Raw genomic sequence first — 23,389 nt, 5'->3', positions numbered from 1 at the left:
TTTACCTTTTACGTAGGACATAGACTCGCCACATGGCGTACATGGGCAGGAAATCCATGCGGTTCTGAATGCGAAATCCTGCCTGCTCAAATTCGGTTTCTGCGGTAACAACAGGTAACACAAAGCGATTCTGGTAACTTTCCCGCCCATTTTTTTGCTGGCGCTTGTTCTCCAGGCGCGCACGCTTCCATGCCTTGAAATTGCCATCAACCCAGAGGGAGACGATCACGCTGTCACGGGTTACGCGCTGAAACTCGCGCAATAGAGCCATCCGGTCGCTGGACTGACCGACATGGTGCAACAAGCGCATGCAGAAAATGCTGTCTACTGCGTTATCAGGCAGGTCGATGGCAAAGGCAGATGTCTGCAAGGGTTGTACCCTTTTCACAACGTCTGCCGGCTGCGAGGCACAGGCGGTACTGAGCATGTCTGCGGAGTTATCGGCACCGATGATCGAGCGGTTCGGCTTCTCGGCCAATAACGGCCAGAAGCGTCCCGCACCACAAGGCAGGTCCAGCACCAGGCCCGGGTCCCCGGCCATGTGCAGAGCCTTTCTCGCCAACTGTTCATCGCGATGATGCGACAGCTTGCGCCAGATACCGTCCTGATGCTTTTCCAGGTACTGGCGGGCGTGTGTCTTGTCGTACTTTCGGGAAAACTCGAGTTCGATGCGATCGCTCATGAGAGCTGCTCCTGATGTTGATGGGGGGCCAAACTAAAGGCACCGCCGTCACCGTCAGGTCATCTGAATGTGAAAAAAATGTTACGTTTCCACATCAGGTGTTTCGAGATTTTACAGAGAGTTAGAGACGGTGTGCGGCTAATCGACGAAGTGCAGTCGATTGGCCGCTACACACTGAGGCCGCTCTACTCGAAAGGAAGGTCAGACTTTGATCACGTTGAGCGTCACCTTGAATCGGCAACCATGAGGTTCCATAGGGGTGAGATCGACGCTCCATCCCTGGTTGGTACAGATGCGCTGCACCAGTGAAAGCCCGAGGCCCAGCCCCTCTCCGCGCTGCTCGTTGCCACGCACGAAAGGCTCGAACATCGCCTCGCGTTTCTCTTCGGGAATGCCCACGCCACTGTCCTCCACGGTGAAGCTTTCTGCGTGCAGGGTCAGCGCAATGAATCCGTGATCGGTGTAGTGCAGCGCGTTGCGCAGCAAGTTGCCCATCACGGCATGCAGGAAGGTTGCGTTGTAACGAATATCGGACAGCTGGTCATCGGCAGGTGGCGTGTAGGTCAATTGCAGCCCCTTGCTCTCTATCGGGTCACGCCACTGGGAGATCAACTGCTCGGCCACCCCGACCAGCGTGGCCTTGGGCGTCATGGCCGGATCTTCGCGCTGGGTGCGAGCGAGCATCAGGAAGGTTTGCACCAGATCGCGCATTTCTTCACAGGCACGGCCGATACGCTCTACCTGGCGACGGCCTCGCAAATCGAGCGCAGGGTTTTCCAGCAACAGCTCACAAGAGCTGGCCAGCACCATCAACGGCGTACGCAGTTCATGGCTCACGTCGCTGGTGAACATACGCTCACGAATCAGCGCCTGCCTCAAACGTCCCAAAGTTGCATCGAAGGCCACCGCCAACTCGCCGACTTCGTCAGCGGCATAGTCAGGCGCCAGTGGCGGTGCCAGTCCAAGCAACTGGTCACGGTGGCGAACCTGCCGGGCCAGACGCACAACAGGCGCCATGACCCGTCGCGCCAGCACCCACCCCAGAAACACCGCCAGCGCCAATGCCAGAACGAAACCGACCAGCACGACGGCAAACAGCACCCGCTCACGCTCTTCAAAATCGCTCTGATCCTGCAACAGGGCGTAATGCCGGCCATCCACTACCTCAATCATGGCGTGGTATGACAACGGCCCACGGAACACCTCGTGGAAGCCCGGCTCGAGATGACGAATGTCCTTGGGCAGATCGAAGTCGCCCGGACCATTGCTGAAATAGAACAACTGGTCGGGCTTGGGCCGGTGGCTCCAGTCGCTGACACTGTCCATCAGCATCAGACGGTTGAGGTCACCACCGAGGCCGGCGGAAATCAGCTTTTCTTCGACCAGGTGGACGGTGGAGATGATTCCGATGGCGAACGACCCGGCGACCAGTGCACTCATCAATGCGAAGGCAATGATGATCCGTTGGGCAAGACTCTGTTTAAACTCCATCCCGGCCCTCGGCCAAGCGATAGCCCACGCCATGCACGGTCTGCAACAGCGGTTTGCCAAACGGTTTATCGATCACCTGACGCAACTGGTGCACATGGCTGCGCAGGCTGTCGCTGTCCGGGCAGTCATCGCCCCATAACGCTTCTTCCAGAATCTCGCGACGCAATACGTGCGGGCTTTTCTGCATCAGTACGGCGAGCAGTTTGAGGCCGACCGGATTGAGCTTGAGCATGCGCCCCTCACGCGTGACCTCGAGGGTGTCGAGGTCATAGACCAGATCGGCCACCTGCAAGGTACGCCGACCGCCGCCTTGGGCACGGCGCAATACCGCTTCGATCCGCGCGGCCAGTTCGGACAGGGCAAACGGCTTGAGCAGGTAGTCGTCAGCACCGGAGCGGAAACCCTGCAGACGGTCGTCCAGTTGATCACGGGCGGTCAGCATGATGACCGGCGTGTCGCGCCGGGCATCTTCGCGCAGGCGTTTGCACAAGGTGTAGCCATCGATGCCGGGCAGCATGATGTCGAGAACGATCAGGTCGTAGTGCTCGGTGGCTGCCAGATGCAGTCCTGAGAGGCCATCCTGGGCGCAATCGACGGTATAGCCTTTCATGCCCAGGTAATCGGCCATGTTCGCCAGGATGTCGCGGTTGTCTTCAACCAGAAGAATTCGCATAAAGCACTCTCATATGCAGTTTGGGCTGGCGCAGCTTAAGACGAAGTGGGCGTGAGGGCCAGCGCCGAAATGGCATGACGATTTTTTCACCTATGATTCATAAGGCTCATGACACACTTTGAGACGAACCGTCGCACACAATAATCGCGGCATGCCCTTCAAAGACCTGGATTCGATATGTCGAAAACCGTCGCCCCACCCTACTCCCGTTCGATCAACCCGTGGATTTACCTGGGTATCCCTGTCGCCGTGGCACTGATCCTCATGCTGCTTGAACTGACCTCCCTGGACATGGACATCGCCAAACTGGCCTTCGACCCCGTCAGCGGACAGTTCATTGGCAGGCACAGTTATTTTCTCGAAGACGTTCTCCATGACCGCGCCAAACAGCTGGTCATGGTGTTCGGCGCGCTGGCCATGATCGGCTTTGCGGCGTCCTTCAAGGTAGAGCGCCTGATCCCGTGGCGCCGAGAGCTGGGTTGCCTGGTGCTGTCCATGGCGCTTTCAACCGCCTTCGTTACCCCGGTGAAAGTGGTGACGTCAGTGCAGTGCCCCTGGAGCCTGAAAGAATTCGGTGGGCAGGAAACCTACAGCGAACTGTTGAGCCCACGCCCTGCGACCGATAAACCGGGACGCTGCTGGCCGGGCGGCCACGCGGCGACCGGCTTTACCCTGTTCGCACTGTTCTTCGCCCTTCGCGACCGTCGTCCACGGATGGCGAAAATGGGCCTGGCTTTGGCATTCGGTCTTGGCACGGTCTTCTCTGTCGGGCGAATGCTGCAAGGTGCGCACTTCTTTTCCCATAACATCTGGACCGCAGTGTTCTGCTGGCTGATCTGTCTGGGGGTTTATTACTTCGTACTGTACCGACCCGAACCCAAGGGTCTCGCGAACAGCAAAGTACAACCGACGCATTGATTGATCCGACACAGAAAGACCATAAAAAAACCCCGCACAAGGCGGGGTTTTTTATGGGTGTAACCTTGGGGGTAAAGCTGGCTTACATCATGCCGCCCATACCACCCATGCCGCCCATGTCCGGCATGCCGCCGCCTGCTGGCTTGTCTTCAGGCACGTCAGCGATCATCGCTTCGGTGGTGATCATCAAGCTGGCGATGGAGGACGCCGCCTGCAGAGCAGAGCGAGTCACTTTGGCCGGGTCAAGGATACCCATTTCGATCATGTCGCCGTATTCGCCGGAAGCAGCGTTGTAACCGTAGTTACCCGAACCCTGCTTGACCTTGTCGACAACAACGCTTGGCTCGTCACCGGAGTTGGCAACGATCTGGCGCAAAGGCGCTTCGACTGCACGACGCAGCAGAGCGATACCGACGTCCTGATCAGCGTTGTCGCCTTTCAGACCTTCGATAGCCTGCAGGGAGCGAACCAGTGCCACGCCACCGCCAGGTACCACGCCTTCTTCAACGGCTGCGCGGGTTGCGTGCAGGGCGTCTTCAACGCGGGCTTTCTTCTCTTTCATCTCGACTTCGGAACCGGCACCGACCTTGATCACTGCAACGCCGCCAGACAGCTTGGCCAGACGCTCTTGCAGTTTTTCCTTGTCGTAGTCCGAGCTGGTGTCGCCGATTTGCTGACGGATCTGGGAGATACGCGAGTCGATATCGGTTTTCACGCCAGCACCATCGATGATGGTGGTGTTTTCCTTGTTCAGGATGACGCGCTTGGCATTACCCAGGTGTTCCAGGGTAGTGGTTTCCAGGCTCAGGCCGATCTCTTCGGAGATAACGGTACCGCCAGTCAGAACAGCGATGTCCTGCAGCATGGCCTTGCGACGATCGCCGAAACCTGGAGCCTTGACGGCTGCAACTTTCACGATACCGCGCATGTTGTTGACAACCAGAGTCGCCAGCGCTTCGCCTTCAACGTCTTCGGCAACGATCAGCAGAGGACGGCCAGCCTTGGCGACTGCTTCCAGAACAGGCAGCATTTCGCGAATGTTGGAGATCTTCTTGTCGACCAGCAACAGCAGCGGGCTGTCCAGCTCGGCAACCATGGTGTCCGGCTTGTTGATGAAGTACGGGGACAGGTAACCACGGTCAAACTGCATGCCTTCTACAACAGACAGCTCGTTTTCCAGGCCCGAACCTTCTTCAACGGTGATGACGCCGTCTTTGGTCACTTTTTCCATGGCTTCGGCAATGATGTCGCCGATGGAGTGATCAGAGTTGGCCGAGATGGTGCCGACCTGGGCAATCGCCTTGGTGTCGGTGCATGGCTTGGACAGCTTTTTCAGCTCGGCAACAATGGCGATGGTCGCCTTGTCGATGCCGCGCTTGAGGTCCATCGGGTTCATGCCGGCAGCGACAGCCTTCAGGCCTTCGTTGACGATGGCCTGAGCCAGAACGGTAGCGGTAGTGGTACCGTCGCCTGCATCATCGTTGGCACGGGAGGCAACGTCTTTGACCAGCTGCGCGCCCATGTTTTCGAAACGGTCTTTAAGCTCGATTTCCTTGGCAACCGAAACACCGTCTTTGGTGATCAGCGGAGCGCCAAAGCTTTTCTCGATGATAACGTTGCGGCCTTTAGGGCCCAGGGTCGCTTTAACTGCGTCAGCCAGGACGTTTACACCGGCGAGCATTTTTTTGCGGCCAGAATCGCCGAATTTAACTTCTTTAGCAGCCATGATCATTATTCCTTGAATACTTAGTAGTAACGGAAGTCAGCGGGAGCACTCAGCCTTCGACGACAGCAAGAATCTCGTTCTCGCTCATCACCAGCAGGTCTTCGCCGTCTACTTTCACTGTGTTGCTGCCGGAATAAGGGCCGAACACAACCTTGTCACCCACTTTCACAGCCAGCGCACGTACTTCGCCGTTGTCCAGCACGCGGCCGGTACCCACAGCAACGATCTCGCCGCGGTTAGGCTTTTCAGCAGCCGAACCTGGCAGAACGATACCGCCGGCAGTTTTCGTTTCTTCTTCACTGCGACGGATTACGACGCGGTCATGCAGAGGACGAAGCTTCATTGTCGATCTCCTGATTATGTTTGTTTGATCGTCCGGTGAGTGCACCGGCCGGTTTAAATCCGGACTTGCCGGTTACGGTTCGACGCGCGAACCGCAGAATACGGTCTGGCCTTCAGGCCAGAAACCTTGCGGTGACCCATACATAAGGGCGAGCAAAGTGATTACAAGTCTTGGGTAGAAATTTTTTACAACCGAACCGGCTGGTCAAAACGAACGCGGCACCCTGAGGTGCCGCGCTGCCGGGGGATGTGGAAGATTACTTGTCGCGATGCTCGAACTCGCCTTCGATGACGTCGGGCTCGCGGGTAGGCTGGTGAATCGCAGTCGGACGATGGCTGGACGCGCCCGGATTGGCAGGTGTCTGCAAGTCATCGGCGAAAGCTCGCTGACGCATGGCCTGATCTTCGGCGCGCTGGCGGACCTTGTTGATCAGCAGACGACGGGTGATCGGCAACAGGCAGATCACACCCAGAATGTCGCTGATGAAACCGGGCAACAGCAGCAGACCGCCACCCACGGCAACCATCAACCCTTCAAGCATTTCCTGGGCAGGCAGCTCGCCACGTGCCAGGCTTTCGCGCGCACGCAGCGCCGTTGCAAAACCGGCCACGCGCATGACGAACAAGCCGAGCATCGACGTTGCGACGACGAGCAGAATGGTCCACAGAAAGCCGATGGACATCCCGACACGAACCAGCAGAAACAGCTCAAGTACCGGGAATAATAGAAACAGCAGCAAAAAAACACGCATCAAATGAGTTCCTCAAGGGAAGATTGCCTTCCGAGTAGACCGTATGTGATGTCAGAAGGTCGTTAATTCAAGCTCCCTGCATCTGGCTTGCCGCTAAATTATGCGCACAAGTGAGCTGAACCAGGCCTTCACAAACGTGTATCGGTGTATTTCAGAGCCGGGCAGCAGACCCGAGACGAACGCGCAAAAACAGCCTATAACGTGCTCTGGCTATGGCATAAGCACTCGCAACCCGCCAGTGATGCCATGGAAACGATCAACTGTGATTGGGCACGCATATGGAATTGAAAAACAAGCTGATAATCATCACCGGCGGCTGCCAGGGGCTGGGCAGAGCCATGGCCGAATACCTGGCCGGCAAAGGCGCCAATCTGGCGCTGCTGGACCTGAATCAGGAAAAACTCGATCAGGCGGTCGCCGCCTGTGAGGCACTCGGAGTCAAGGCTCGCGCCTATCTGTGCAATGTTGCTAATGAAGAGCAGGTCGTCGACACGGTCAGCAAGGTCGCCGGGGATTTCGGCGACATTCATGGTCTGGTCAACAACGCCGGTATTCTGCGTGACGGCCTGCTGGTCAAGGTCAAGGATGGCGAGATGACCAAACTGAGCCTTGCCCAATGGCAGGCGGTGATCGACGTCAACCTGACCGGCGTATTTCTCTGCACACGCGAAGTGGCGGCGAAAATGATCGAGCAGAAGAGTCAGGGCGCGATCATCAATATCTCTTCGATTTCACGTGCGGGCAATATCGGACAGACCAACTACTCGGCAGCCAAGGCCGGCGTGGCGGCTGCGACGGTTACCTGGGCAAGGGAACTGGCCCGCTACGGTATCCGGGTGGCAGGTGTGGCACCGGGGTTCATCGAGACAGAGATGACCGGCAGCATGCGCCCCGAAGCCCTCGAGAAGATGACCTCGGCGATCCCGCTCAAGCGCATGGGCAGGCCGGACGAGATTGCACACTCGGTGGCTTATATTCTGGAAAACGATTATTACAGCGGACGCATCCTTGAGCTGGATGGCGCAATGCGAATCTAGTCAGCCCGTAAAAGCAGCAGGCGACGCAAAGGGTGTGCGTCGCCTGCCCTTCGCTTACCAGCTTACGCCGAAGCCAGCGGTGTAGCGTGTCTTGTCGACATCGCCATTGCTCGAACCACTGATGACGTTCTTCTCGGCTTTCAGGTTAAGCGACGCCCAGTCGGTCACCTTGTAACGCAGCCCCGCTTCGACATCCAGCGAGTAGTCGGCGACGGCACTCAGCGGTTTGCCCAGCTCGCCGTTGGTGAAGAACTCGACCTTCTTGCCGATCAGGTAGCGGTTGTAATCCCAGGTGCCGGCAACGGAATAGAAGTTTTCCTTCTCGTCATTGGAGAACTCGAAATCGGTACGGTTAAGCAGCGCACCGACCTTGAATGCACCCAGTTCGTCATCCCACAGCTGGTAACCTGGACCGGTACCGACTACGCGCTGACGAGACAGATCCTCGACCTTGTCGCGTTTGTAGCTGACGCGACCGTCCCAGAAGAATTTCTCGGTCAGGAAGCGGTCCAGCGAGTACTCGGCGCTCCAGTTGTCAGTGCCGACCACGTCGTCGGTTGTCTCGCGGTTGTAATCGCCCTTGGCGTTGTGACGCCAGTCGCCATGACGAGCCGAGGTCTTGAAGGCGACGTTGTAATCATTGGTATCGTTTTCTGCCTGCTGGAAGTCCAGCGCCGCATCGATGTTGCCTTTCCAGACAAGATCCGTGATAACCGGCTTGGGCTTGATAATCTGATGGATGCTTGCCAGATCGACGGTCTTGGGTGCATCGCCATTGGCCAGCACAACTTTGCCATCATCCGCTGCCTGCAGCGAATTGGAGACTTCGCCGCCATGCTCATCCTGCTTGACCAGCAACGGCTGATCGCTTTTCAGGGTCTTGACCTGTTTCCAGTCCAGCGCGATGGCGCCACCGTATTCGGTTTGCAGCAGCAACTTGCCGCCGTCGAATACCTTGATTGTGCCGGTCAGGCGGTCGCCATTCTTCAACCAGACGGTATCGGCAAGCAATGGAGTGGAAACAGCGGTGATTGCAAGGCACAACAGGGTTCTGGACAACATAAGCGATAACTAGGCTCTGTAAGGCGGGAATCGGGCATTTTCCTGCGGGGAGGTGTCGGGGCTATCCATGTACCACCAAGCACGGTGGTAACTGACAGCCCGAATAAACCAAAGTTCAGTGAACGACAATCAATATCGTTTTTATACAGGATTATCGCGTGGCAGACCCGGACTTAACATTACTTTACTCGGCGGGACAATCGCCGAACGAGGCGCGACGCACTGCCCTCTACCTGACAATGGCGCAGATCCCGGAAGGCAAAGTGGTCGCCTACGGACAACTCGCCGAACTGGCGGGCCTGGGTCGCGCAGCACGCTGGGTGGGTCGTACGTTGAGCCAGTTGCCGGAAGGCTCTTCCCTGCCCTGGCACCGGGTTTTGGGCGCCAGTGGTCGGCTCAGCCTGCCGGTTGGCAGCGTTTCCGGTGACGAACAACGGGCACGTTTACGCGCCGAGGGCGTTACCATTATGAATAATCGGGTTGATATGCAGCGCCATGGCTGGCGTCCCCTATAGCACAGCGGTTAGAGTGCGCCCTTTGTTTTCGTAACCTGAGGCAGATTCCAGCCCATGCCCCGTAAAACCTGGCGCGCCGCGCTCGCCGCATATGCCAGCCCGTCGACATTAGTGTTACTGCTGCTCGGATTCGCTGCGGGCATGCCTTATATGCTGGTCTTTTCGACATTATCCGTGTGGTTGCGCGAAGCCGGTGTCGCTCGCGAGACCATCGGCTATGCGAGCCTGATCGGCCTTGCCTACGCCTTTAAATGGGTCTGGTCGCCATTGCTCGACCAATGGCGCCTGCCCCTGCTCGGCAAGCTGGGACGTCGTCGCTCCTGGCTGGTGCTGTCCCAGAGCCTGGTGATTCTGGGCCTGATCGGTATGGGCTTTTGCGACCCGCAAAAGCATCTCTCGTGGCTGATCGCGATTGCCGTGGTGGTCGCCTTTTCTTCAGCCACGCAAGACATCGCCATTGATGCCTATCGTCTGGAAATTGCCCACGACACCCAACAGGCAGCCCTTGCCGCCAGCTACATGTCCGGCTACCGGGTCGCTGCACTGCTGGCAACTGCAGGTGCGCTGTATTTCGCCGAGGGCTTCGGCTCGACGGGCTTTGCCTACAAGCATTCGGCATGGACCGGCACTTACGTACTGTTCGGACTGCTGATGCTGCCCGCCCTGGTCACCACTCTGATCATGCGCGAGCCGCCTGTGCCGTTGCGCACGCAGTTGTCGGCAGCGCGCTATGGCTTTACGCACCAGTTGGCCTCGGTGTTCGTGCTGATTGTGCTGCTGGTCTCCGTACCGGCGATGTTTACCCAGCTTTACAATACCGACTTCGCCAGCGTGCTGTTCAACGGCACCAGCTGGATGGACCTGTTGCTGGAAGACCGGGCGTTTTTACGCGCGATTCTCTACACGCTCCTGACCATCGCCTGCCTATCCTCAATGGGTCGTCGCGGACTGGCACCGGTGCTCACCCCGATCAACGATTTCATCATGCGCTACCGCTGGCAGGCGCTGCTGTTGCTGGGCCTGATCGCGACCTACCGGATGTCGGACACGGTGATGGGGGTCATGGCCAACGTGTTCTACATCGATCAGGGCTTTACCAAGGACCAGATCGCCAGCGTCAGCAAAATCTTCGGCCTGATCATGACCCTGCTGGGGGCCGGTATCGGCGGACTGCTGATCGTGCGCTTCGGCATCATGCCGATCCTGTTCATCGGCGGACTGGCCTCGGCTTCGACCAATATCCTGTTCCTGTTGCTGGCGGACATGGGCCCGAACGTGAAGATGCTGATCGTCACCATCTCGCTGGACAACCTCAGCTCGGGGCTCGCGACATCGGCGTTCGTCGCCTACCTGTCGAGCCTCACCAACCTGAAATTCTCTGCCACGCAGTACGCCCTGCTCAGTTCCATCATGCTGCTGCTACCGCGCCTGCTGGGCGGCTATTCCGGTGTGGTGGTGGAAAAGTACGGCTACCACAACTTCTTCCTGATCACCGCGCTGCTGGGCATTCCGACGCTGGTGATGATCATCCTGCAATGGAACCGAGAGATACGCACGGCGAAGACCGAGCCGCCTCAAGAGGCTTCCGTTATCGACAAGCCCTGATCTCTGGCTACCTCATCAAGGAACAACATTGGACACCGAAAACAAAGCACGCGCTTTCAACCCCGTTCCCCTGATCCTTATCAGCCTGGGGATCTGGCTGCCGATCATCGGCACCCTGCTGAGCTCCTACCTGTCACAGGATCCCGCGACCCCTTCCGGGCCAATGGCCTTCGGTGGCGCGGTGGTTCTGCTCGCACAGGTGGAGATCTTCGCCATCATCTTTCTGCTGGTTTATGCGTTCGCCGTAAAACCGTGGAGACTCTCCACAACCATACGTACGGTGTTCTCGATCAACGTAGTAGCCGCCACCGTCGCGGCAATCGGCATTATCGTTACGCTGGCCAATATAAGCCTGCAGTAATCGCCGACTAAAAAGCCCTGACGCTCAAGCGCCAGGGCTTCTTTTATATCGCGCGCACCCGCCCCTTACAGTCCTTCCTCTTGGCGGCTCTCATTACGCCGTAAGAAACGCACTACAGCTTCTTATGAATTGGCCGACGACATCGTTAGCCATTCCTCACTGCCTAAACCGCGCCATCAGGAGTAATGTCGCTCGGTAATGGCGCTTTGCAATTTAAGTGTGTGCCCCAGGAAAGAAGTCTATAGACTCACACACCTCTCTATATCAGCACTCTCGACCGAGACGAGCGGCCGGCGTTATATAACGGAGCAACAATGTTAAAGGATCTAACAGCGCTATTTGCGCCACAAAACCGTCGCCTGATCAAACTGACGACCGTTGCCCGTGACGAACAGGAACTCCTGCTGGAACGTTTTTCCGGCACTGAAAGCCTGTCCGAGCTGTTCAGTTTCGAGTTGTCGATGATCAGCCGCGATGCCGGCCTGGAGCTCAAATCGCAGATCGGCCAACCTGCACAACTGGCAATAGAGCTGGCCACCGGCGAGTCGCGCTTCATCAATGGCTATATCAGTGCCTTTAGCCTGGAAGGCAGCGACGGCGGTCTGGCACGTTACAGCGCAACACTGAGCCCCTGGTTGTGGATGCTCTCGCGACGCGTCGACTCGCGCATATTTCAGGAACAGACCATCGAAGCCGTTATCCGAACGGTATTTGCGGCCTATGGCGCGTTGCCCGATTTCGAGTTTCAACTCAGCCAGCCACTCAAGACACACAGTTACATCACCCAGTACCGTGAAAGCGATCTGACCTTTGTATTGCGCTTGCTGGAACACGAAGGGCTGTTTTTTTATTTCGATCACAATCAGGAAAAGCACACGCTGATCATTCTTGATCACTCGCGCGACCTCTCGCCCCTCCCCCAACAGCCAACCATTCGTTACCACAGTGCATCCGTTACCGAGACAGCGGATTCGATCACCGAATGGCGCAGCCATCGACGCCTGCAATCGGGGCGCATGTCCATTCAGACTTTCGATTACAAGCAGCCGCGCAATTCGCTGCCGGTTGGCATGCCGAGCCTCAATGAGCAGGGTAACGTCGATTCGTATGAAGTGTATGACGTGCTCGATCACTACAGCCACGGCACTTTCAATGATGGTGAACGCCTTGTACGTCAGCGCCTGGAGGCCATTGAAGTTCAGGGCAAGATATTCACCGGCAACAGTAACTGCCGCGCCATGTACCCTGGCCACACCTTTGAGCTGACCCAGCATTTTGATCATGACCGCGGCTCCGCTGAAGATCGCAGTTTTCTGCTGATAACCGTCAAGCATGAAGGCAGCAATAATTACCTATCGGACGAAGGCGCGGGCTACACGAACGAGTTCGTGTGCATTCGACACAAGATTCCCTACCGTCATCCGATCACCGTCCCGCGCCCGAGCATTAACGGCCCGCTGAGCGCCATCGTGGTAGGGCCGGACGGTGAGGAAGTGTTCACTGATGAGCTCGCGCGGATACAGGTCAGGTTCCACTGGCAGCGCGGCGACAGCCTGCCGCAAGGCACCACCTGGTTAAGGGTGGCAATGCCCAGTGCCGGCAGCGGCTTCGGGCATCAGTTCATGCCACGCATCGGCCAGGAAGTGCTGGTTACGTTTCTGGCAGGCGATATCGACCGGCCTCTGGTGACGTCGGTGCTCTACAACAACATTAATCTGCCGCCACGCTTCAGCAAGGCCTCGGGGCTGCCCGGCAACCGCACGTTGTCGGGGATCCGCACCCAGGAACACAAAGGCAGCGGTTTCAACGAACTGCTGTTCGATGACACGCCAGGCTCGCTGCGCGCACGCATGGGCACAACCCATCAGGCCACGGCCCTCAACCTGGGCAAACTGACCGACCCGCGCACTGACGGCACCGCTCAGCCACGCGGCAACGGCGCAGAGCTGCGCACCGATGCCGCCATCGCCCTGCGTGCCGCGCAAGGCATGTTGCTGACCACCTATGCGCGTACCGACGCAAAAGGCTCACAACTGGATCGCGAAGAGCTGCTCAAACTGCTGGCCGAGTGCGGCGAGCTGTTCAAATCCCTCGGCGAAACCGCAGCCGCGCGTGGCGGACAGGCGGTGGATGTCAAAGGTATAGAAGCCTTGCGCCAGTCGCTCGATCAATGGCCCGCGCCGGATAATAACGGCCTAGGCGACCCGGTACTGGCCATGACAGCAGCAGCAGGCATCGCCAGCGCCACGCCGCGCTCGCAGGCTCACTATGCCGGTGAAAATCACGACACCACCGCGCAGGACAACCTGCAATTGACCAGCGGCGCGGCCATGCACCTGCAAGCAGGCAAAGGGCTGTCAGCTTTCGCCCAGGACGCTGGCATCAGCGCCATCGCCAACCGCGGCAAAGTGCTGGTGCAAGCGCAGGAAGACGACATCGCCCTCAATGCCCAGAAAAACCTGCACGTCTCGGCCGTTGAAGGCGAAGTGGTCATCACCGCGCCGACCATCCGTCTGGTCGCCGATGACGGCAGTTACATCAAGATTGGCGGCGGCGTCGAGATCGGCTCGCAAGGCAAAGTCACCGTGCACGCCAGCGAACACGACTGGATCGGCCCCAAGACCGACAGCGCTGCGATCCCTTCTTTCGGCCGCGACCCCGCCGCCCAGCAGGTCACCTTCCACTACCCCGGCCACAGCGAACAAAGCCCGCGGGCAGCAGCGGATCACTCGTATGAAATCAAACTGGAAGATGGCAGCCTGGTGAAAGGAATGACAAACGCAGACGGACTGACCGAGCGCGTGGAACGCGAAATGATGCATCAGGCACAGGTATCGGCATTACGCAGCGGCACACCGAAAGGAGGTGCGCAATGAACGGCGCCGATGAATACGCTGTTGCCCAAGGCAATACGCGCCTGATCCCCAACCTAAATACCACCAGCAAAATGGAAGTGCCCGCCGACTTGCCAGGCGTAGTGATCTTTCTGCACGGTGTGAATGATCCGGGGGCTTCTTATGAGTCGGTGGAGACCGGGCTGTGTCAGGGAGTTAATGAGCGGCTGGATAGGCCGGATCTGGTACCGGGGCGGTATGGGGCCAGGTACAAGGCGGCTGAAAAAACAGCACCTGAAAAGCGAAGTAGTGACCAGAAGGTGATCGTCGATGATTCTGACACGTATCTTTATCGGCGCGACACCAATGACCCTAAAACCCACAGCCTTCTCATCCCTTTTTACTGGGGCTATCGAGCAGCATCTGAGGATATAAAACGCGATGATGCGGGAGACCCGCTCAAAATGCGTAATCAGTTTCAGGACATCAATGGCAATCGTCTGGATCGTCACTTTGCCAAGGGCGGCGGTTTTTTTGCCAACGCGACAAACAATTTACAAGAGATGTATGGAGAAGGCTTCGAGCCAAACTTTAAAACTCATTCAGTAGAGTTCTTGAGTCCGGATAACTCTTTATACTTTGGAAAAGCGCCTTCAAGGCAATATTTTGTGCTGGCAGCGCACCGTCTGGCTATGCTGGTCCGCGAGATTCGCCGCCTATCGCCCGATGAAACTATCACCATCATGGGCCATAGCCAAGGCACACTTATAACGTTATTGGCACAAGCTTTGTTGGTCGATGAAGGTCAGCGTTGCGCGGACACTGTGATCATGGTTGACTCACCCTACAGTGTGCTGCCAAAGGTAACACCCAAAGACCATGACACTCTCTCCACACTGATCAATATCGTCAGTGCCGTTACAAAAAAACCTCACGCACAGCCGCCATTGTCAGGCCTGAGAAACCCCGGGACCTATGCAGGCAGAAGTGGGCCTAAATGGTCCCCCACTCAAGGCATCCGAAAGAATAAGCTCGGTAACTTGACCGTCTTTCCCGAACGAGATAATCGCGGCAAAGTGTATCTCTACTTCTGTCCTGATGACACCACCGTTGCGCTGGACGACGTGCAGGGCATCGGTACGTATGGCGTACCTGACGCGTTGCCGGATGGGCGAATGGCTATGATGATCCTGCAAGGAAGACGCTTTTATCAGCGCATGTGGACAAAACGCCATCGCGACGGAGAGCCGGTATTGGTGGGCAAGAAACCTCAGCCCGAGTTTCTACGTGCGAAAGACGAGAGCCGTTACCCTGGCGGCTCCTTCTTTACCGGGCTTGTCTCTCAGGCCCCCGTATCAGAAGGGCAAGAGCGCCTCATCAACGCAGAGGCATTGAATCCTGCTCACGAACCGCAGATGTTTGGCGGCGAAGCAATCGAAGGGACGCCCACAACCTCTGGCCGAGATAGACCTGACGATGTTGGGAAAAGCGTTGCACTCGGTAAAGACGCGGCCAGGTTTCTTTGGATACAGATGCCTGGCGAATATAACCCGTACGAGATTGATAAGGAGCAAGCTCTAGCACGCTATAACAGCCTCTCTAATGACCCCGAGCAACACACCAGATCGGTACGCATCTCAAACAATCGAAGAAGCTTTCAGCGAGAAGAGACGCCGTTCGAAGTCCGTACACGCATGGAGCATGACGACAGTACTTGGGGCTACAACTCCTATCACTCCGGATTGCTACGGAGTCCGGAGAACCACCGCTGGGTTACTGCAATGGACATCGCGATTGGCCAGTCTAAAAGCCTGGATGACCCAGCAATGTGTGAGTTGTTGGTGGCTATTGGGAACTGGAGAATGGATGCAAAACAATTTCTCAATACAACCGAATCCTCGGCATGGAGTCGTCTCAGTCCACGTGCTCAGGCCTTGGTAAAGGCCAGTCATCAGTACTATCAAAAAGGTATATTTCCACCCTATGGAGTGGTCCCTCTGTCCCCCCCTGCGTTGGTCAAGAACGTCGTGAGTAAAGGGGCAAAGCCGTGACGGAGACCAAACAAAAATCTTCACTTCGTCCGCCACTAAGACCCTACCTATGGACGATCGGACTAACGCTGGCTCTGTGGCTCGGCTTTGTCATCATTGTTTACTTAAAAGCACAGGAAACCGACGTGGAACTTCGTGATATACATTCAGTGGTGCGCTGGAGTATTGCAGGGATTTTGGGGGCTGCCCTATTGGCGTACAGCGGGCATTGGTGGGGCAACGCGATCGCTCACGAAAAAGCTGAGCTGGCGGCTTATAAATCCGAAGTGATCACTCAGAATGCAGAACAGGAGGCTGCTCGACAGCGTACCTACTCACTGGAGATAAGAGGTGCCGGAATTGGCATCTATGAGGATCATCAGTCTGAAATCTGGGAGTTCATAAAAAAGAAAAACAACAACTTCGTCTCTATCTTTTCACGAAACCCTAAGGATTATGACCCTTCACTCGACGCTAGAGAAATTAGCGCAGATATAAAATTACAAGTCGCGTTCAAACATTCAGCGTCTGAATCCGTGGCCTATTGGCCGACTCCAGTTTTCGCGCTTGCCCCCCCTAACCCATATGAAAAACCCTACAGGGCTGCAAACCTGATCAACGCCGGTCGCAATGCTGCCACTCTCGGAGTTACGCTATTCCTATGGCAGGAAGATGAGAACACGAGCAATGCTCAAGCCATGATTGAGCGACTTTTCAAGTTCTTCAACGATAATCCGCAGGTCCCGCAAGCGTTGATCGCAAGTCAGGACGGCGATGTCACACGAGACATTTATCGTAAACGTGGTACCCCCGGCCTGCCCAAAAATGCTTACGTCGTACCGACAGTGTTCGAAAGCATGACAGGCCTGCTTGTCACCCGCTCAGATCGAGTAGACCGGTATATTCGTCCTTATGCGATAAGCGAAAAAGAAGACAATCAAAACAAAAATACCGATCTGGGCAAACTTTGGGCTTTTTATTGGAGCCGTGATAAAGCATTTTCAGACTGGTACGAAAGCACGGAAAGCGCCAAGGGCATTGAAAACCCTTACGCTCCAGGCACCATGTCCACCGCCTACTGGCAATCCCAACTCCCCACTCTCTGGAAAACCATCAGTAACCGTGGTCCTGGCAACTTCGAGCCTTCCCCTTGGCTACCCATCCGTTGGGGTCAGCACCAGGTCAAGGAGTTCGACGCTGCGCCGGTACTTGGCTATCTGCATAGCCCGATCAAAGCGCCCATGCAGGATGAAAACGGCAAGCGTCTGAAACCGGCCTTGCAAGCCAAAGCCTTGCAAGCCGCTTGGGTACAAGCACTAGACACACTGCCTGAGGGTCAGAAGCCTGTACGAGTGTTCTACGACAGCACCAACAACCCGGAAGCGGAAATCGCCCTGAACAACGCCCTGCACGACCTGAACAAGGACGGCCATGGTCTTGAACTGGGCAACGTCGAAGAGGGCTACGACATCGGTCGTCGTCTGGGTAATACCGGGGTTAGTGGTGCGCTGGTCGAGATCAATCTGGCGACCATCGCCAGTTACAAGGACGGTGGCGTCAGTGCCGTGGTCTACGCCGGCACCGATGGCAGCCTGACCGTACAAATGGTCCGTCCGCCCGATGACGCCCGCAAAGCGAAGAACAGCCAGAACCGCGGCGCAGATCCGTTCACCTTCGGCTCGCCAACCGGCGGGGCACCTGCAGAGTGAGTTATCCCGTCTGCCTGGGCGACGCCACCAGCAGCGGTGGCCGAGTGGTGTCCTGCCAACTGGCAGGCACCCACACCCTCAACGGTAAGCCTCCGGCCGTGCTGGGCGACAAAGCCACCTGCCCGCTTCATGCGGGTGAGTTCGCCTTCATCGAAGGCCACCCCACCCGAAAACTGAACGGTATCCCGGTGGTGCTGCACGGCCATCGACTGGCGTGCGGCTGTCAGGGTGTGGCCAGCCATGCTCTGAATGTGCGAGTGATTTAGGATATTTCGTGATCAGGTCATGCAGCGCAAGTACAGGAAACAACGTGGAAGTGCCCCTTCAATTGGAACAAGGAAGAAATATGTACACGCGTTTTTGTCAGGCCGTCTTAGGGATGCATTTAGTTGCCGAGATGGTTCTATTAGCGGGCTGTGCGCAAAAGTCCGTGTCCCCGTGTGACGAGTTGATTGGTGACTACGCCACAAAGCCCAAGAATCAGCCAAGGATTCGTATCGAGAAAAGCGGCGAGAATTTCTTGTTCACGCATCGTGAATCAGGCGCACAGGTCAGCGAACCACTCACGCCATTACCCACCGCCGAAATAGTGGAAATGTTTGAAGGCAAGATAGTCCCGCCTCGCTGCATCCTCACCGCTGATAGCATGAAGATAATGAAGCTCCCCGCTGGCAGCGGCGTTAATCCCACCGAGGATCCCGATCGAAAGCTCTCTCAGTATCCCGAGCCAACCCCCTTTATCATGGGCATATCTACGGGAGTGGCGGCCGTACTGGGTCTTTACCCCGTACCTCACCAAGAAAAACTCAAAGATATCGACGAGGAAGATGAGGACGACGACGGTTACATTTACAGTAAATAACGTACTTTTTGTGCCGGAGAGCTGAAAGGCATGTTCGTATCGACAGATGGTAAAGCGCCCGGGAATCGCTGAAGGCAGACAATCATCAACCATGGAAATAGCCTTTTCCTGAACCTGCAAATAAAGAAAAGCCCCGACTCTCACGAGCCAGGGCTTTGTGATACCGCACAAACCACTATTCCTGAACCATCCGCACAATCCGTTGCGGAAGTGGGATCTCGATGCCTGCGTCCTTCAGGCGGTCGCGTGCTTCGATGTTGAACATAGACGTCACGTCGCCCATGTCGCCACTGCTGGTCCAGACACGCAGGGACAAGGTAATCGCGTTCTCCCCCAGCGCAGCCACCACAGCCTGAGGGGCCGGGTCCTTAAGTACGCGCGGGTCGTCGGCCATGTCCAGCAGGACCTGCAAGGCCTTCTTGAGATCGGCGTCGTGGCTGACGCCGATGTCGAAGGTGATCTTGCGGGTCGGCTGACGGTTGGTGTTGGTGATGATGCCGTTGGACAGGTTGCCGTTGGGAATGATCACGGTGCGGTTGTCGCCGGTGCGCAGCACGGTGTGGAAGATCTGGATGTTGTCGACGGTTCCCGCCACACCCTGGGCTTCGATCCAGTCACCGATACGGAACGGGCGGAACAACAGAATCAGCACGCCACCGGCGAAGTTCGCCAGGCTGCCTTGCAACGCCAGACCGATCGCCAGACCGGCCGCACCGATCGCCGCCACGAACGAGGTGGTTTCCACGCCGATCATCGACGCGACGCTGACCACCAGCAGGATTTTCAGAATGACGTTGGCCAGGTTGCTGACGAAGCCCTGCAAGGCCAGATCGGCGTGTCGCAAGGCCAGCAACGCGCCCAGTTTGCCGGTCAGCCGGTTGATCAGCCACCAGCCTACACACAGCGTGACGACTGCCAGCAGCAAGCGGCTGCCGTACTCCATGATCATCGGAATCCAGGCCTGCGACGCTTGCCACAGATGACCGACTTCTGCGTTTAAATCCATCGTTATCTCCTTACTCGTCACGAACTGCGATCAAAACCACGGCGGCCTGCCGTCATTTCAATGCTCAGGGCGATTCGGACTGGCCAGGGAACGCAGGGTTCCCCGGTTTTCAATGCAATGATCAGTCGCGGAAGTTGTTGAATTGCAACGGCATGCCCGAATCGTAGGCACGCAGCGCTGCGATGGCTTCTTGCAGGTCGTCGCGTTTCTTGCCGGTAACCCGCACCTGCTCGCCCTGAATGGCGGCCTGGACCTTGAGTTTGGCTTCCTTGATGTGGGCGACGATTTTCTTCGCCAGCTCCTTGTCGATGCCTTCACGCAGGATGACTTCCTGCTTCATCAATTTGCCGGAAGCATAAGCGTCCTTGATCTCGAGGCACTTCGCGTCGATCTTGCGTTTGACCAGCGCCAGCTTGAGGATTTCGATCATGGCCTCCAGCTGGAAGTCTGCTTCTGCAGTCAGCGTGACAGTCAGTTCCTTGAACTCGAACGTGCCTTTGCCTTTGAGGTCATAGCGACGGTCCAGCTCTTTGATAGCGTTGTCGACGGCATTCGTGACTTCGTGTTTATCCAATTCGGACACTACGTCGAACGAGGGCATGTATGTTCTCCAGATAAACGGCGTGCGCACAATTCGGGCACGCATGACTTGACGGTGTGAAAGAACGCTCATTATAACGAGACTTTTCCGGCGTTCACTGTGAGCCTTCCATGCACATCCTTGTTTTCACCTTCTGCAGACCGCTTCAGCGCCATAACGTGCCGCTGTGATGGCGGTGACATGGCATGTTCTCGGTGCGGGCAGCCTGGGCAGTCTCTGGGCGACGCGACTGGCACGCGCGAATCTGCCGGTGCGGTTGATCCTTCGTAACGCGGATCGGCTGGCCGCCTATCAAGCCAATGGCAGCTGCGTGACGCTGGTCGAGAACGGTATCGCCCATGCGTACCCGGTCGAAGCACAGACCGCCGACCATCGACAACCCATCGAACGGCTGCTGGTGGCCTGCAAGGCTTACGAGGCCGAGCAGGCTGTCGCTCAGCTGGCTCCGCGACTGACGGCACATGCCGATGTCATCCTGTTGCAGAACGGCCTGGGTAGTCAGGACGCAGTGGCGGCGCAAATCCTCCAGGCGCGCTGCCTGTTCGCCTCCAGCACCGAAGGCGCGTTTCTGGAGTCGGACTGGCGCGTCAGGTTCGCTGGCCACGGTTTCAACTGGCTGGGTGATGCATCCAACCCGACAGCCCCCGCGCTTCTTCAGGATCTGCACGACAGTGGCATTCCCCACGAATGGACGCCGGACATCCTGACCCGCCTGTGGCGCAAGCTGGCAATCAACTGCGCGGTCAACCCGCTGACGGTCCTGCACGGCTGCCGAAATGGTGGCCTGCTCGAGCACGCCTGCGAGGTCGCCACGCTATGCGCCGAGCTGAGCGATCTGCTGGGCAACTGCGGCCAGCCAGCGGCTGCGCAGGAACTGCATGCGGAAGTGCTGCGGGTCATCCAGGCGACCGCCGCCAACTACTCATCCATGTATCAGGACGTGCTTCACGGGCGACGCACCGAAATCAGCTACCTGCTGGGTTACGCATGCGCAGCCGCAGCGCGTCATGGCTGCCCGGCCCCGCACCTGCAGCAGTTGCAGACGCGTCTGACCGCTCATCTGGCAAGCAAGGGTTTGCGTACCGACTAGCCCGCGCTACCCTGCTCGCATCACCCGTCACTGCGACTTGCCCAATGCCTTTGCGCCAACGCCTGGAAAACCTGCCGGTAGGTCAGAAACTGCTGGCTGCCCTGCTGGTCCTGATGACCACTGTACTGCTGGTCGCCAACCTGACTTTCATCAGCGCGGCCTACTACATCTCTCAGGAGGCGATGGCTCCACAGGCCCTGCAGACCATCGGTCGGCTGATCAGCAGCGCCAACCTCAACGAGCGGGCCTTGTACTCGCCGAACGAGGCGCGCGCGCTGCTCAAGGAGCTGAGAAGCTACGGGCCGTTGCGCGCCGCAGCCCTGTATGACAACGACGGCGAGCGGCTTGAGCAGATGCATCAGGGCGAAAGCCTCGAGCTGCCCAGGCACTTCAAAGACATGGACAGCTGGCGCCTGACCGAATTTCGCAGCACGCAGGTCATTACCGTACCGAAGGGCGACGAGCCGCCAGGGCATCTGCTGCTGGTTGCCAGCAGCGAACTGCCTCCTGCGTTCTACACCGGCACGCTGACCGCCAGCCTGGGCATTCTGGTGTTCAGCGTGTTGCTGTGGCTGGTGGTGGCGCGACAGATTCGGCGCCTGATTACTGAACCCATTTATCAGCTGGAAGAATTGTCCCGGCAGGTGACCCGCGAAGAGAACTACGCACTCCGCGCAGAACCCGGTAACGAGGATGAAATCGGCAGCCTGGCCGAGGCGTTCAACACCATGCTGTCGCGTATCGAAGCACGCGAACAGCAACTCAAGCGCGCGCGCGACGACTCGCAGGAAGCCTACGATCAGGCTCAGGGGCTGGCCGAGGAAACCCGCCACACCAACCGCAAGCTGGAGCTGGAAGTCCAGGTGCGCAGCAAGATCGAGAAGAAGCTCACCGGCTTCCAGAACTACCTCAACAGCATCATCGACTCGATGCCCTCGGCGATGATCGCACTGGACGAACAGCTGTACGTCACCCAGTGGAATCAGGAGGCGACGGCATTGTCCGGGACGACCCTGGACGAAGCGCTGAACCAGCCGATCTTCCTGGCCTTCGAGCCGATGCGCTCGTTTCTGCCGCAGATCAAGCACACCGTCGAGCGCCACAGCGTGACCAAGATCGAGCGCGTGACCTGGATCAAGAATGACGAGTCCCGCCACTACGCGCTGACGTTCTACCCGTTGACCGGCGATGCCGGGCGCGGCGTGGTGATCCGGATCGATGACATCACCCAGCGCATATCGCTGGAAGAAATGATGGTGCAGTCGGAAAAAATGTTGTCGGTCGGCGGTCTTGCAGCAGGCATGGCGCATGAGATCAACAATCCGCTGGGCGCCATTCTGCACAACGTGCAGAACATCCGCCGGCGGCTGTCCCCGGAACTGCCGAAAAACATCGAGCAGGCCGAAGCCGACGGCGTCGATCTGGCGCAGGTCAACCATTACCTGGAAAGCCGCGAAGTACCCAAACTGCTCGACGGCATTCAGCAGGCCGGTGCCAGGGCTGCAAAAATCGTCAGCCACATGCTCAATTTCAGCCGCCTGAGCAGTCGTCAGTTATCGCCCTGCGATTTGCCGGCCTTGATCGACCAAGCCGTGGAGATCGCCAGTAACGACTTCGATCTGACCATCGGTTTCGACTTCAAGGGCCAGCACATCATCCGTCAGTTCGACCCCGAACTGGGTCCGGTGCCGTGCATCGCCAACGAGTTGGAGCAGGTGCTGCTGAACCTGCTGAAGAACGCTGCGCAGGCCATCCACCAGCGGCCGGAGAGCGAAGAGCCCGGGCGCATTACCCTGCGCACGCGTCTCAATCCGCCGTGGGCCGAGATTCAGGTCGAGGACAACGGCATCGGCATGTCGGAGAACATTCGCAAGCGTACCTTCGAGCCGTTTTTCACCACCAAGGAAATCGGCCAGGGCACCGGACTGGGCCTGTCGGTGTCCTACTTCATTGTCACCAACAACCACAAAGGTCAGATGGAGGTACATTCCTCTCTCGGCACAGGCACCTGCTTTACGCTGCGTCTACCGCTGGTGGCCAACCAGGTGAACGTGCAGCAGCAGGTCATTTCAAAATCCTGATCAGGAATCGCA

General features: G+C 57.6%; 21 protein-coding genes. 12 read left to right on the top strand and 9 right to left on the bottom strand.

The features are described 5' to 3' along the window. Window position 1 precedes the first annotated feature (1 nt). From JOE33_RS19245 to colR, 3 genes are all read right to left on the bottom strand, one after another. A complete protein-coding gene (locus JOE33_RS19245) occupies window positions 2–682 on the bottom strand; it encodes a class I SAM-dependent methyltransferase (protein WP_003313508.1) in 681 nt (226 codons plus the stop codon). Between the two features lie 201 nt (window positions 683–883). Beyond that, complete coding sequence (locus JOE33_RS19240) at window positions 884–2,173, bottom strand: HAMP domain-containing sensor histidine kinase (RefSeq protein WP_054992733.1); 1,290 nt, start codon at window positions 2,171–2,173, stop codon at window positions 884–886. Then, entirely contained in the window at window positions 2,163–2,846 is a 684-nt protein-coding gene (gene colR / locus JOE33_RS19235) for a two-component system response regulator ColR (RefSeq protein WP_002555020.1), read from the bottom strand. The genes JOE33_RS19240 and colR overlap by 11 nt, the downstream gene beginning before the upstream one ends. 177 nt (window positions 2,847–3,023) lie before the next feature. Here colR and JOE33_RS19230 point away from each other — a divergent pair, with 177 nt between their 5' ends. Beyond that, window positions 3,024–3,764, top strand: coding sequence for a phosphatase PAP2 family protein (locus JOE33_RS19230; protein WP_096243562.1), 741 nt, complete (start codon window positions 3,024–3,026; stop codon window positions 3,762–3,764). Between the two features lie 82 nt (window positions 3,765–3,846). On the opposite strand, the gene groL is transcribed toward JOE33_RS19230, so the two are convergent. From groL to JOE33_RS19215, 3 genes are all read right to left on the bottom strand, one after another. Continuing rightward, window positions 3,847–5,490: a chaperonin GroEL gene (groL, locus tag JOE33_RS19225; protein WP_010439729.1), complete on the bottom strand. Its 1,644-nt coding sequence runs from the start codon at window positions 5,488–5,490 to the stop codon at window positions 3,847–3,849. A 49-nt stretch (window positions 5,491–5,539) separates the two neighbouring features. Beyond that, a complete protein-coding gene (locus JOE33_RS19220) occupies window positions 5,540–5,833 on the bottom strand; it encodes a co-chaperone GroES (RefSeq protein ID WP_003304675.1) in 294 nt (97 codons plus the stop codon). 256 nt (window positions 5,834–6,089) lie between these two features. Then, a complete protein-coding gene (locus JOE33_RS19215; protein WP_010439726.1) occupies window positions 6,090–6,584 on the bottom strand; it encodes an FxsA family protein in 495 nt (164 codons plus the stop codon). A gap of 278 nt (window positions 6,585–6,862) precedes the next feature. On the opposite strand from JOE33_RS19215, the gene JOE33_RS19210 reads away from it, so the two are divergent. Then, complete coding sequence (locus JOE33_RS19210; RefSeq protein WP_032615212.1) at window positions 6,863–7,621, top strand: SDR family oxidoreductase; 759 nt, start codon at window positions 6,863–6,865, stop codon at window positions 7,619–7,621. Between the two features lie 54 nt (window positions 7,622–7,675). On the opposite strand, the gene JOE33_RS19205 is transcribed toward JOE33_RS19210, so the two are convergent. After that, complete coding sequence (locus JOE33_RS19205; protein ID WP_003424454.1) at window positions 7,676–8,683, bottom strand: DUF481 domain-containing protein; 1,008 nt, start codon at window positions 8,681–8,683, stop codon at window positions 7,676–7,678. 158 nt (window positions 8,684–8,841) lie between these two features. On the opposite strand from JOE33_RS19205, the gene JOE33_RS19200 reads away from it, so the two are divergent. The 8 genes from JOE33_RS19200 to JOE33_RS19165 all read left to right on the top strand — a co-directional run bounded on the left by JOE33_RS19200 (window position 8,842) and on the right by JOE33_RS19165 (window position 18,599). Next, a complete protein-coding gene (locus JOE33_RS19200) occupies window positions 8,842–9,198 on the top strand; it encodes an MGMT family protein (protein WP_187624950.1) in 357 nt (118 codons plus the stop codon). Between the two features lie 54 nt (window positions 9,199–9,252). Beyond that, entirely contained in the window at window positions 9,253–10,803 is a 1,551-nt protein-coding gene (locus JOE33_RS19195; protein WP_187624949.1) for an AmpG family muropeptide MFS transporter, read from the top strand. A 28-nt stretch (window positions 10,804–10,831) separates the two neighbouring features. Further along, window positions 10,832–11,164 (top strand): hypothetical protein, encoded by a 333-nt coding sequence (locus tag JOE33_RS19190; protein WP_122530127.1) that lies wholly within the window; start codon window positions 10,832–10,834, stop codon window positions 11,162–11,164. A gap of 314 nt (window positions 11,165–11,478) precedes the next feature. After that, window positions 11,479–14,040 (top strand): type VI secretion system Vgr family protein, encoded by a 2,562-nt coding sequence (gene tssI, locus JOE33_RS19185; RefSeq protein ID WP_122530126.1) that lies wholly within the window; start codon window positions 11,479–11,481, stop codon window positions 14,038–14,040. Continuing rightward, complete coding sequence (locus JOE33_RS19180) at window positions 14,037–16,049, top strand: DUF3274 domain-containing protein (protein WP_122530124.1); 2,013 nt, start codon at window positions 14,037–14,039, stop codon at window positions 16,047–16,049. Before tssI ends, JOE33_RS19180 begins: the two co-directional genes overlap by 4 nt. Next, the gene (locus tag JOE33_RS19175; protein ID WP_187624948.1) at window positions 16,046–17,737 is read left to right on the top strand and encodes a DUF2875 family protein; all 1,692 of its coding nucleotides are present in this window, start codon (window positions 16,046–16,048) and stop codon (window positions 17,735–17,737) included. Before JOE33_RS19180 ends, JOE33_RS19175 begins: the two co-directional genes overlap by 4 nt. Next, the gene (locus tag JOE33_RS19170) at window positions 17,734–18,003 is read left to right on the top strand and encodes a PAAR domain-containing protein (RefSeq protein WP_057406674.1); all 270 of its coding nucleotides are present in this window, start codon (window positions 17,734–17,736) and stop codon (window positions 18,001–18,003) included. Before JOE33_RS19175 ends, JOE33_RS19170 begins: the two co-directional genes overlap by 4 nt. 80 nt (window positions 18,004–18,083) lie before the next feature. Next, entirely contained in the window at window positions 18,084–18,599 is a 516-nt protein-coding gene (locus tag JOE33_RS19165) for a hypothetical protein (protein ID WP_187624970.1), read from the top strand. 175 nt (window positions 18,600–18,774) lie between these two features. Here the strand turns inward: JOE33_RS19165 and JOE33_RS19160 are convergent, their stop codons facing one another. After that, window positions 18,775–19,605, bottom strand: coding sequence for a mechanosensitive ion channel family protein (locus JOE33_RS19160; RefSeq protein WP_103377914.1), 831 nt, complete (start codon window positions 19,603–19,605; stop codon window positions 18,775–18,777). Window positions 19,606–19,726: 121 nt separating this feature from the next. After that, window positions 19,727–20,206, bottom strand: coding sequence for a YajQ family cyclic di-GMP-binding protein (locus tag JOE33_RS19155; protein WP_003304827.1), 480 nt, complete (start codon window positions 20,204–20,206; stop codon window positions 19,727–19,729). A 169-nt stretch (window positions 20,207–20,375) separates the two neighbouring features. Between JOE33_RS19155 and JOE33_RS19150 the strand changes: the two genes are divergently transcribed. Both JOE33_RS19150 and JOE33_RS19145 read left to right on the top strand, forming a co-directional pair. Further along, window positions 20,376–21,296: a putative 2-dehydropantoate 2-reductase gene (locus JOE33_RS19150; RefSeq protein WP_187624947.1), complete on the top strand. Its 921-nt coding sequence runs from the start codon at window positions 20,376–20,378 to the stop codon at window positions 21,294–21,296. A gap of 44 nt (window positions 21,297–21,340) precedes the next feature. Beyond that, entirely contained in the window at window positions 21,341–23,377 is a 2,037-nt protein-coding gene (locus JOE33_RS19145; protein WP_010439153.1) for an ATP-binding protein, read from the top strand. The last annotated feature ends 12 nt before the right edge of the window (window positions 23,378–23,389 follow it).

The sequence above is a fragment of the Pseudomonas sp. PvP027 genome (assembly GCF_017833005.1).
Classification (GTDB): domain Bacteria; phylum Pseudomonadota; class Gammaproteobacteria; order Pseudomonadales; family Pseudomonadaceae; genus Aquipseudomonas; species Aquipseudomonas congelans.
This window is presented reverse-complemented; position numbering and strand designations above follow the sequence as displayed.

What these genes read in the sequence shown, in the direction of transcription:
- JOE33_RS19245 (WP_003313508.1), bottom strand. Translation starts at nt 682, where the DNA reads ATGAGCGATCGCATCGAACTCGAGTTTTCCCGAAAGTACGACAAGACA.
- JOE33_RS19240 (WP_054992733.1), bottom strand. Translation starts at nt 2,173, where the DNA reads ATGGAGTTTAAACAGAGTCTTGCCCAACGGATCATCATTGCCTTCGCA.
- colR (WP_002555020.1), bottom strand. Translation starts at nt 2,846, where the DNA reads ATGCGAATTCTTCTGGTTGAAGACAACCGCGACATCCTGGCGAACATG.
- JOE33_RS19230 (WP_096243562.1), top strand. Translation starts at nt 3,024, where the DNA reads ATGTCGAAAACCGTCGCCCCACCCTACTCCCGTTCGATCAACCCGTGG.
- groL (WP_010439729.1), bottom strand. Translation starts at nt 5,490, where the DNA reads ATGGCTGCTAAAGAAGTTAAATTCGGCGATTCTGGCCGCAAAAAAATG.
- JOE33_RS19220 (WP_003304675.1), bottom strand. Translation starts at nt 5,833, where the DNA reads ATGAAGCTTCGTCCTCTGCATGACCGCGTCGTAATCCGTCGCAGTGAA.
- JOE33_RS19215 (WP_010439726.1), bottom strand. Translation starts at nt 6,584, where the DNA reads ATGCGTGTTTTTTTGCTGCTGTTTCTATTATTCCCGGTACTTGAGCTG.
- JOE33_RS19210 (WP_032615212.1), top strand. Translation starts at nt 6,863, where the DNA reads ATGGAATTGAAAAACAAGCTGATAATCATCACCGGCGGCTGCCAGGGG.
- JOE33_RS19205 (WP_003424454.1), bottom strand. Translation starts at nt 8,683, where the DNA reads ATGTTGTCCAGAACCCTGTTGTGCCTTGCAATCACCGCTGTTTCCACT.
- JOE33_RS19195 (WP_187624949.1), top strand. Translation starts at nt 9,253, where the DNA reads ATGCCCCGTAAAACCTGGCGCGCCGCGCTCGCCGCATATGCCAGCCCG.
- tssI (WP_122530126.1), top strand. Translation starts at nt 11,479, where the DNA reads ATGTTAAAGGATCTAACAGCGCTATTTGCGCCACAAAACCGTCGCCTG.
- JOE33_RS19180 (WP_122530124.1), top strand. Translation starts at nt 14,037, where the DNA reads ATGAACGGCGCCGATGAATACGCTGTTGCCCAAGGCAATACGCGCCTG.
- JOE33_RS19165 (WP_187624970.1), top strand. Translation starts at nt 18,084, where the DNA reads ATGTACACGCGTTTTTGTCAGGCCGTCTTAGGGATGCATTTAGTTGCC.
- JOE33_RS19160 (WP_103377914.1), bottom strand. Translation starts at nt 19,605, where the DNA reads ATGGATTTAAACGCAGAAGTCGGTCATCTGTGGCAAGCGTCGCAGGCC.
- JOE33_RS19155 (WP_003304827.1), bottom strand. Translation starts at nt 20,206, where the DNA reads ATGCCCTCGTTCGACGTAGTGTCCGAATTGGATAAACACGAAGTCACG.
- JOE33_RS19150 (WP_187624947.1), top strand. Translation starts at nt 20,376, where the DNA reads ATGGCGGTGACATGGCATGTTCTCGGTGCGGGCAGCCTGGGCAGTCTC.
- JOE33_RS19145 (WP_010439153.1), top strand. Translation starts at nt 21,341, where the DNA reads ATGCCTTTGCGCCAACGCCTGGAAAACCTGCCGGTAGGTCAGAAACTG.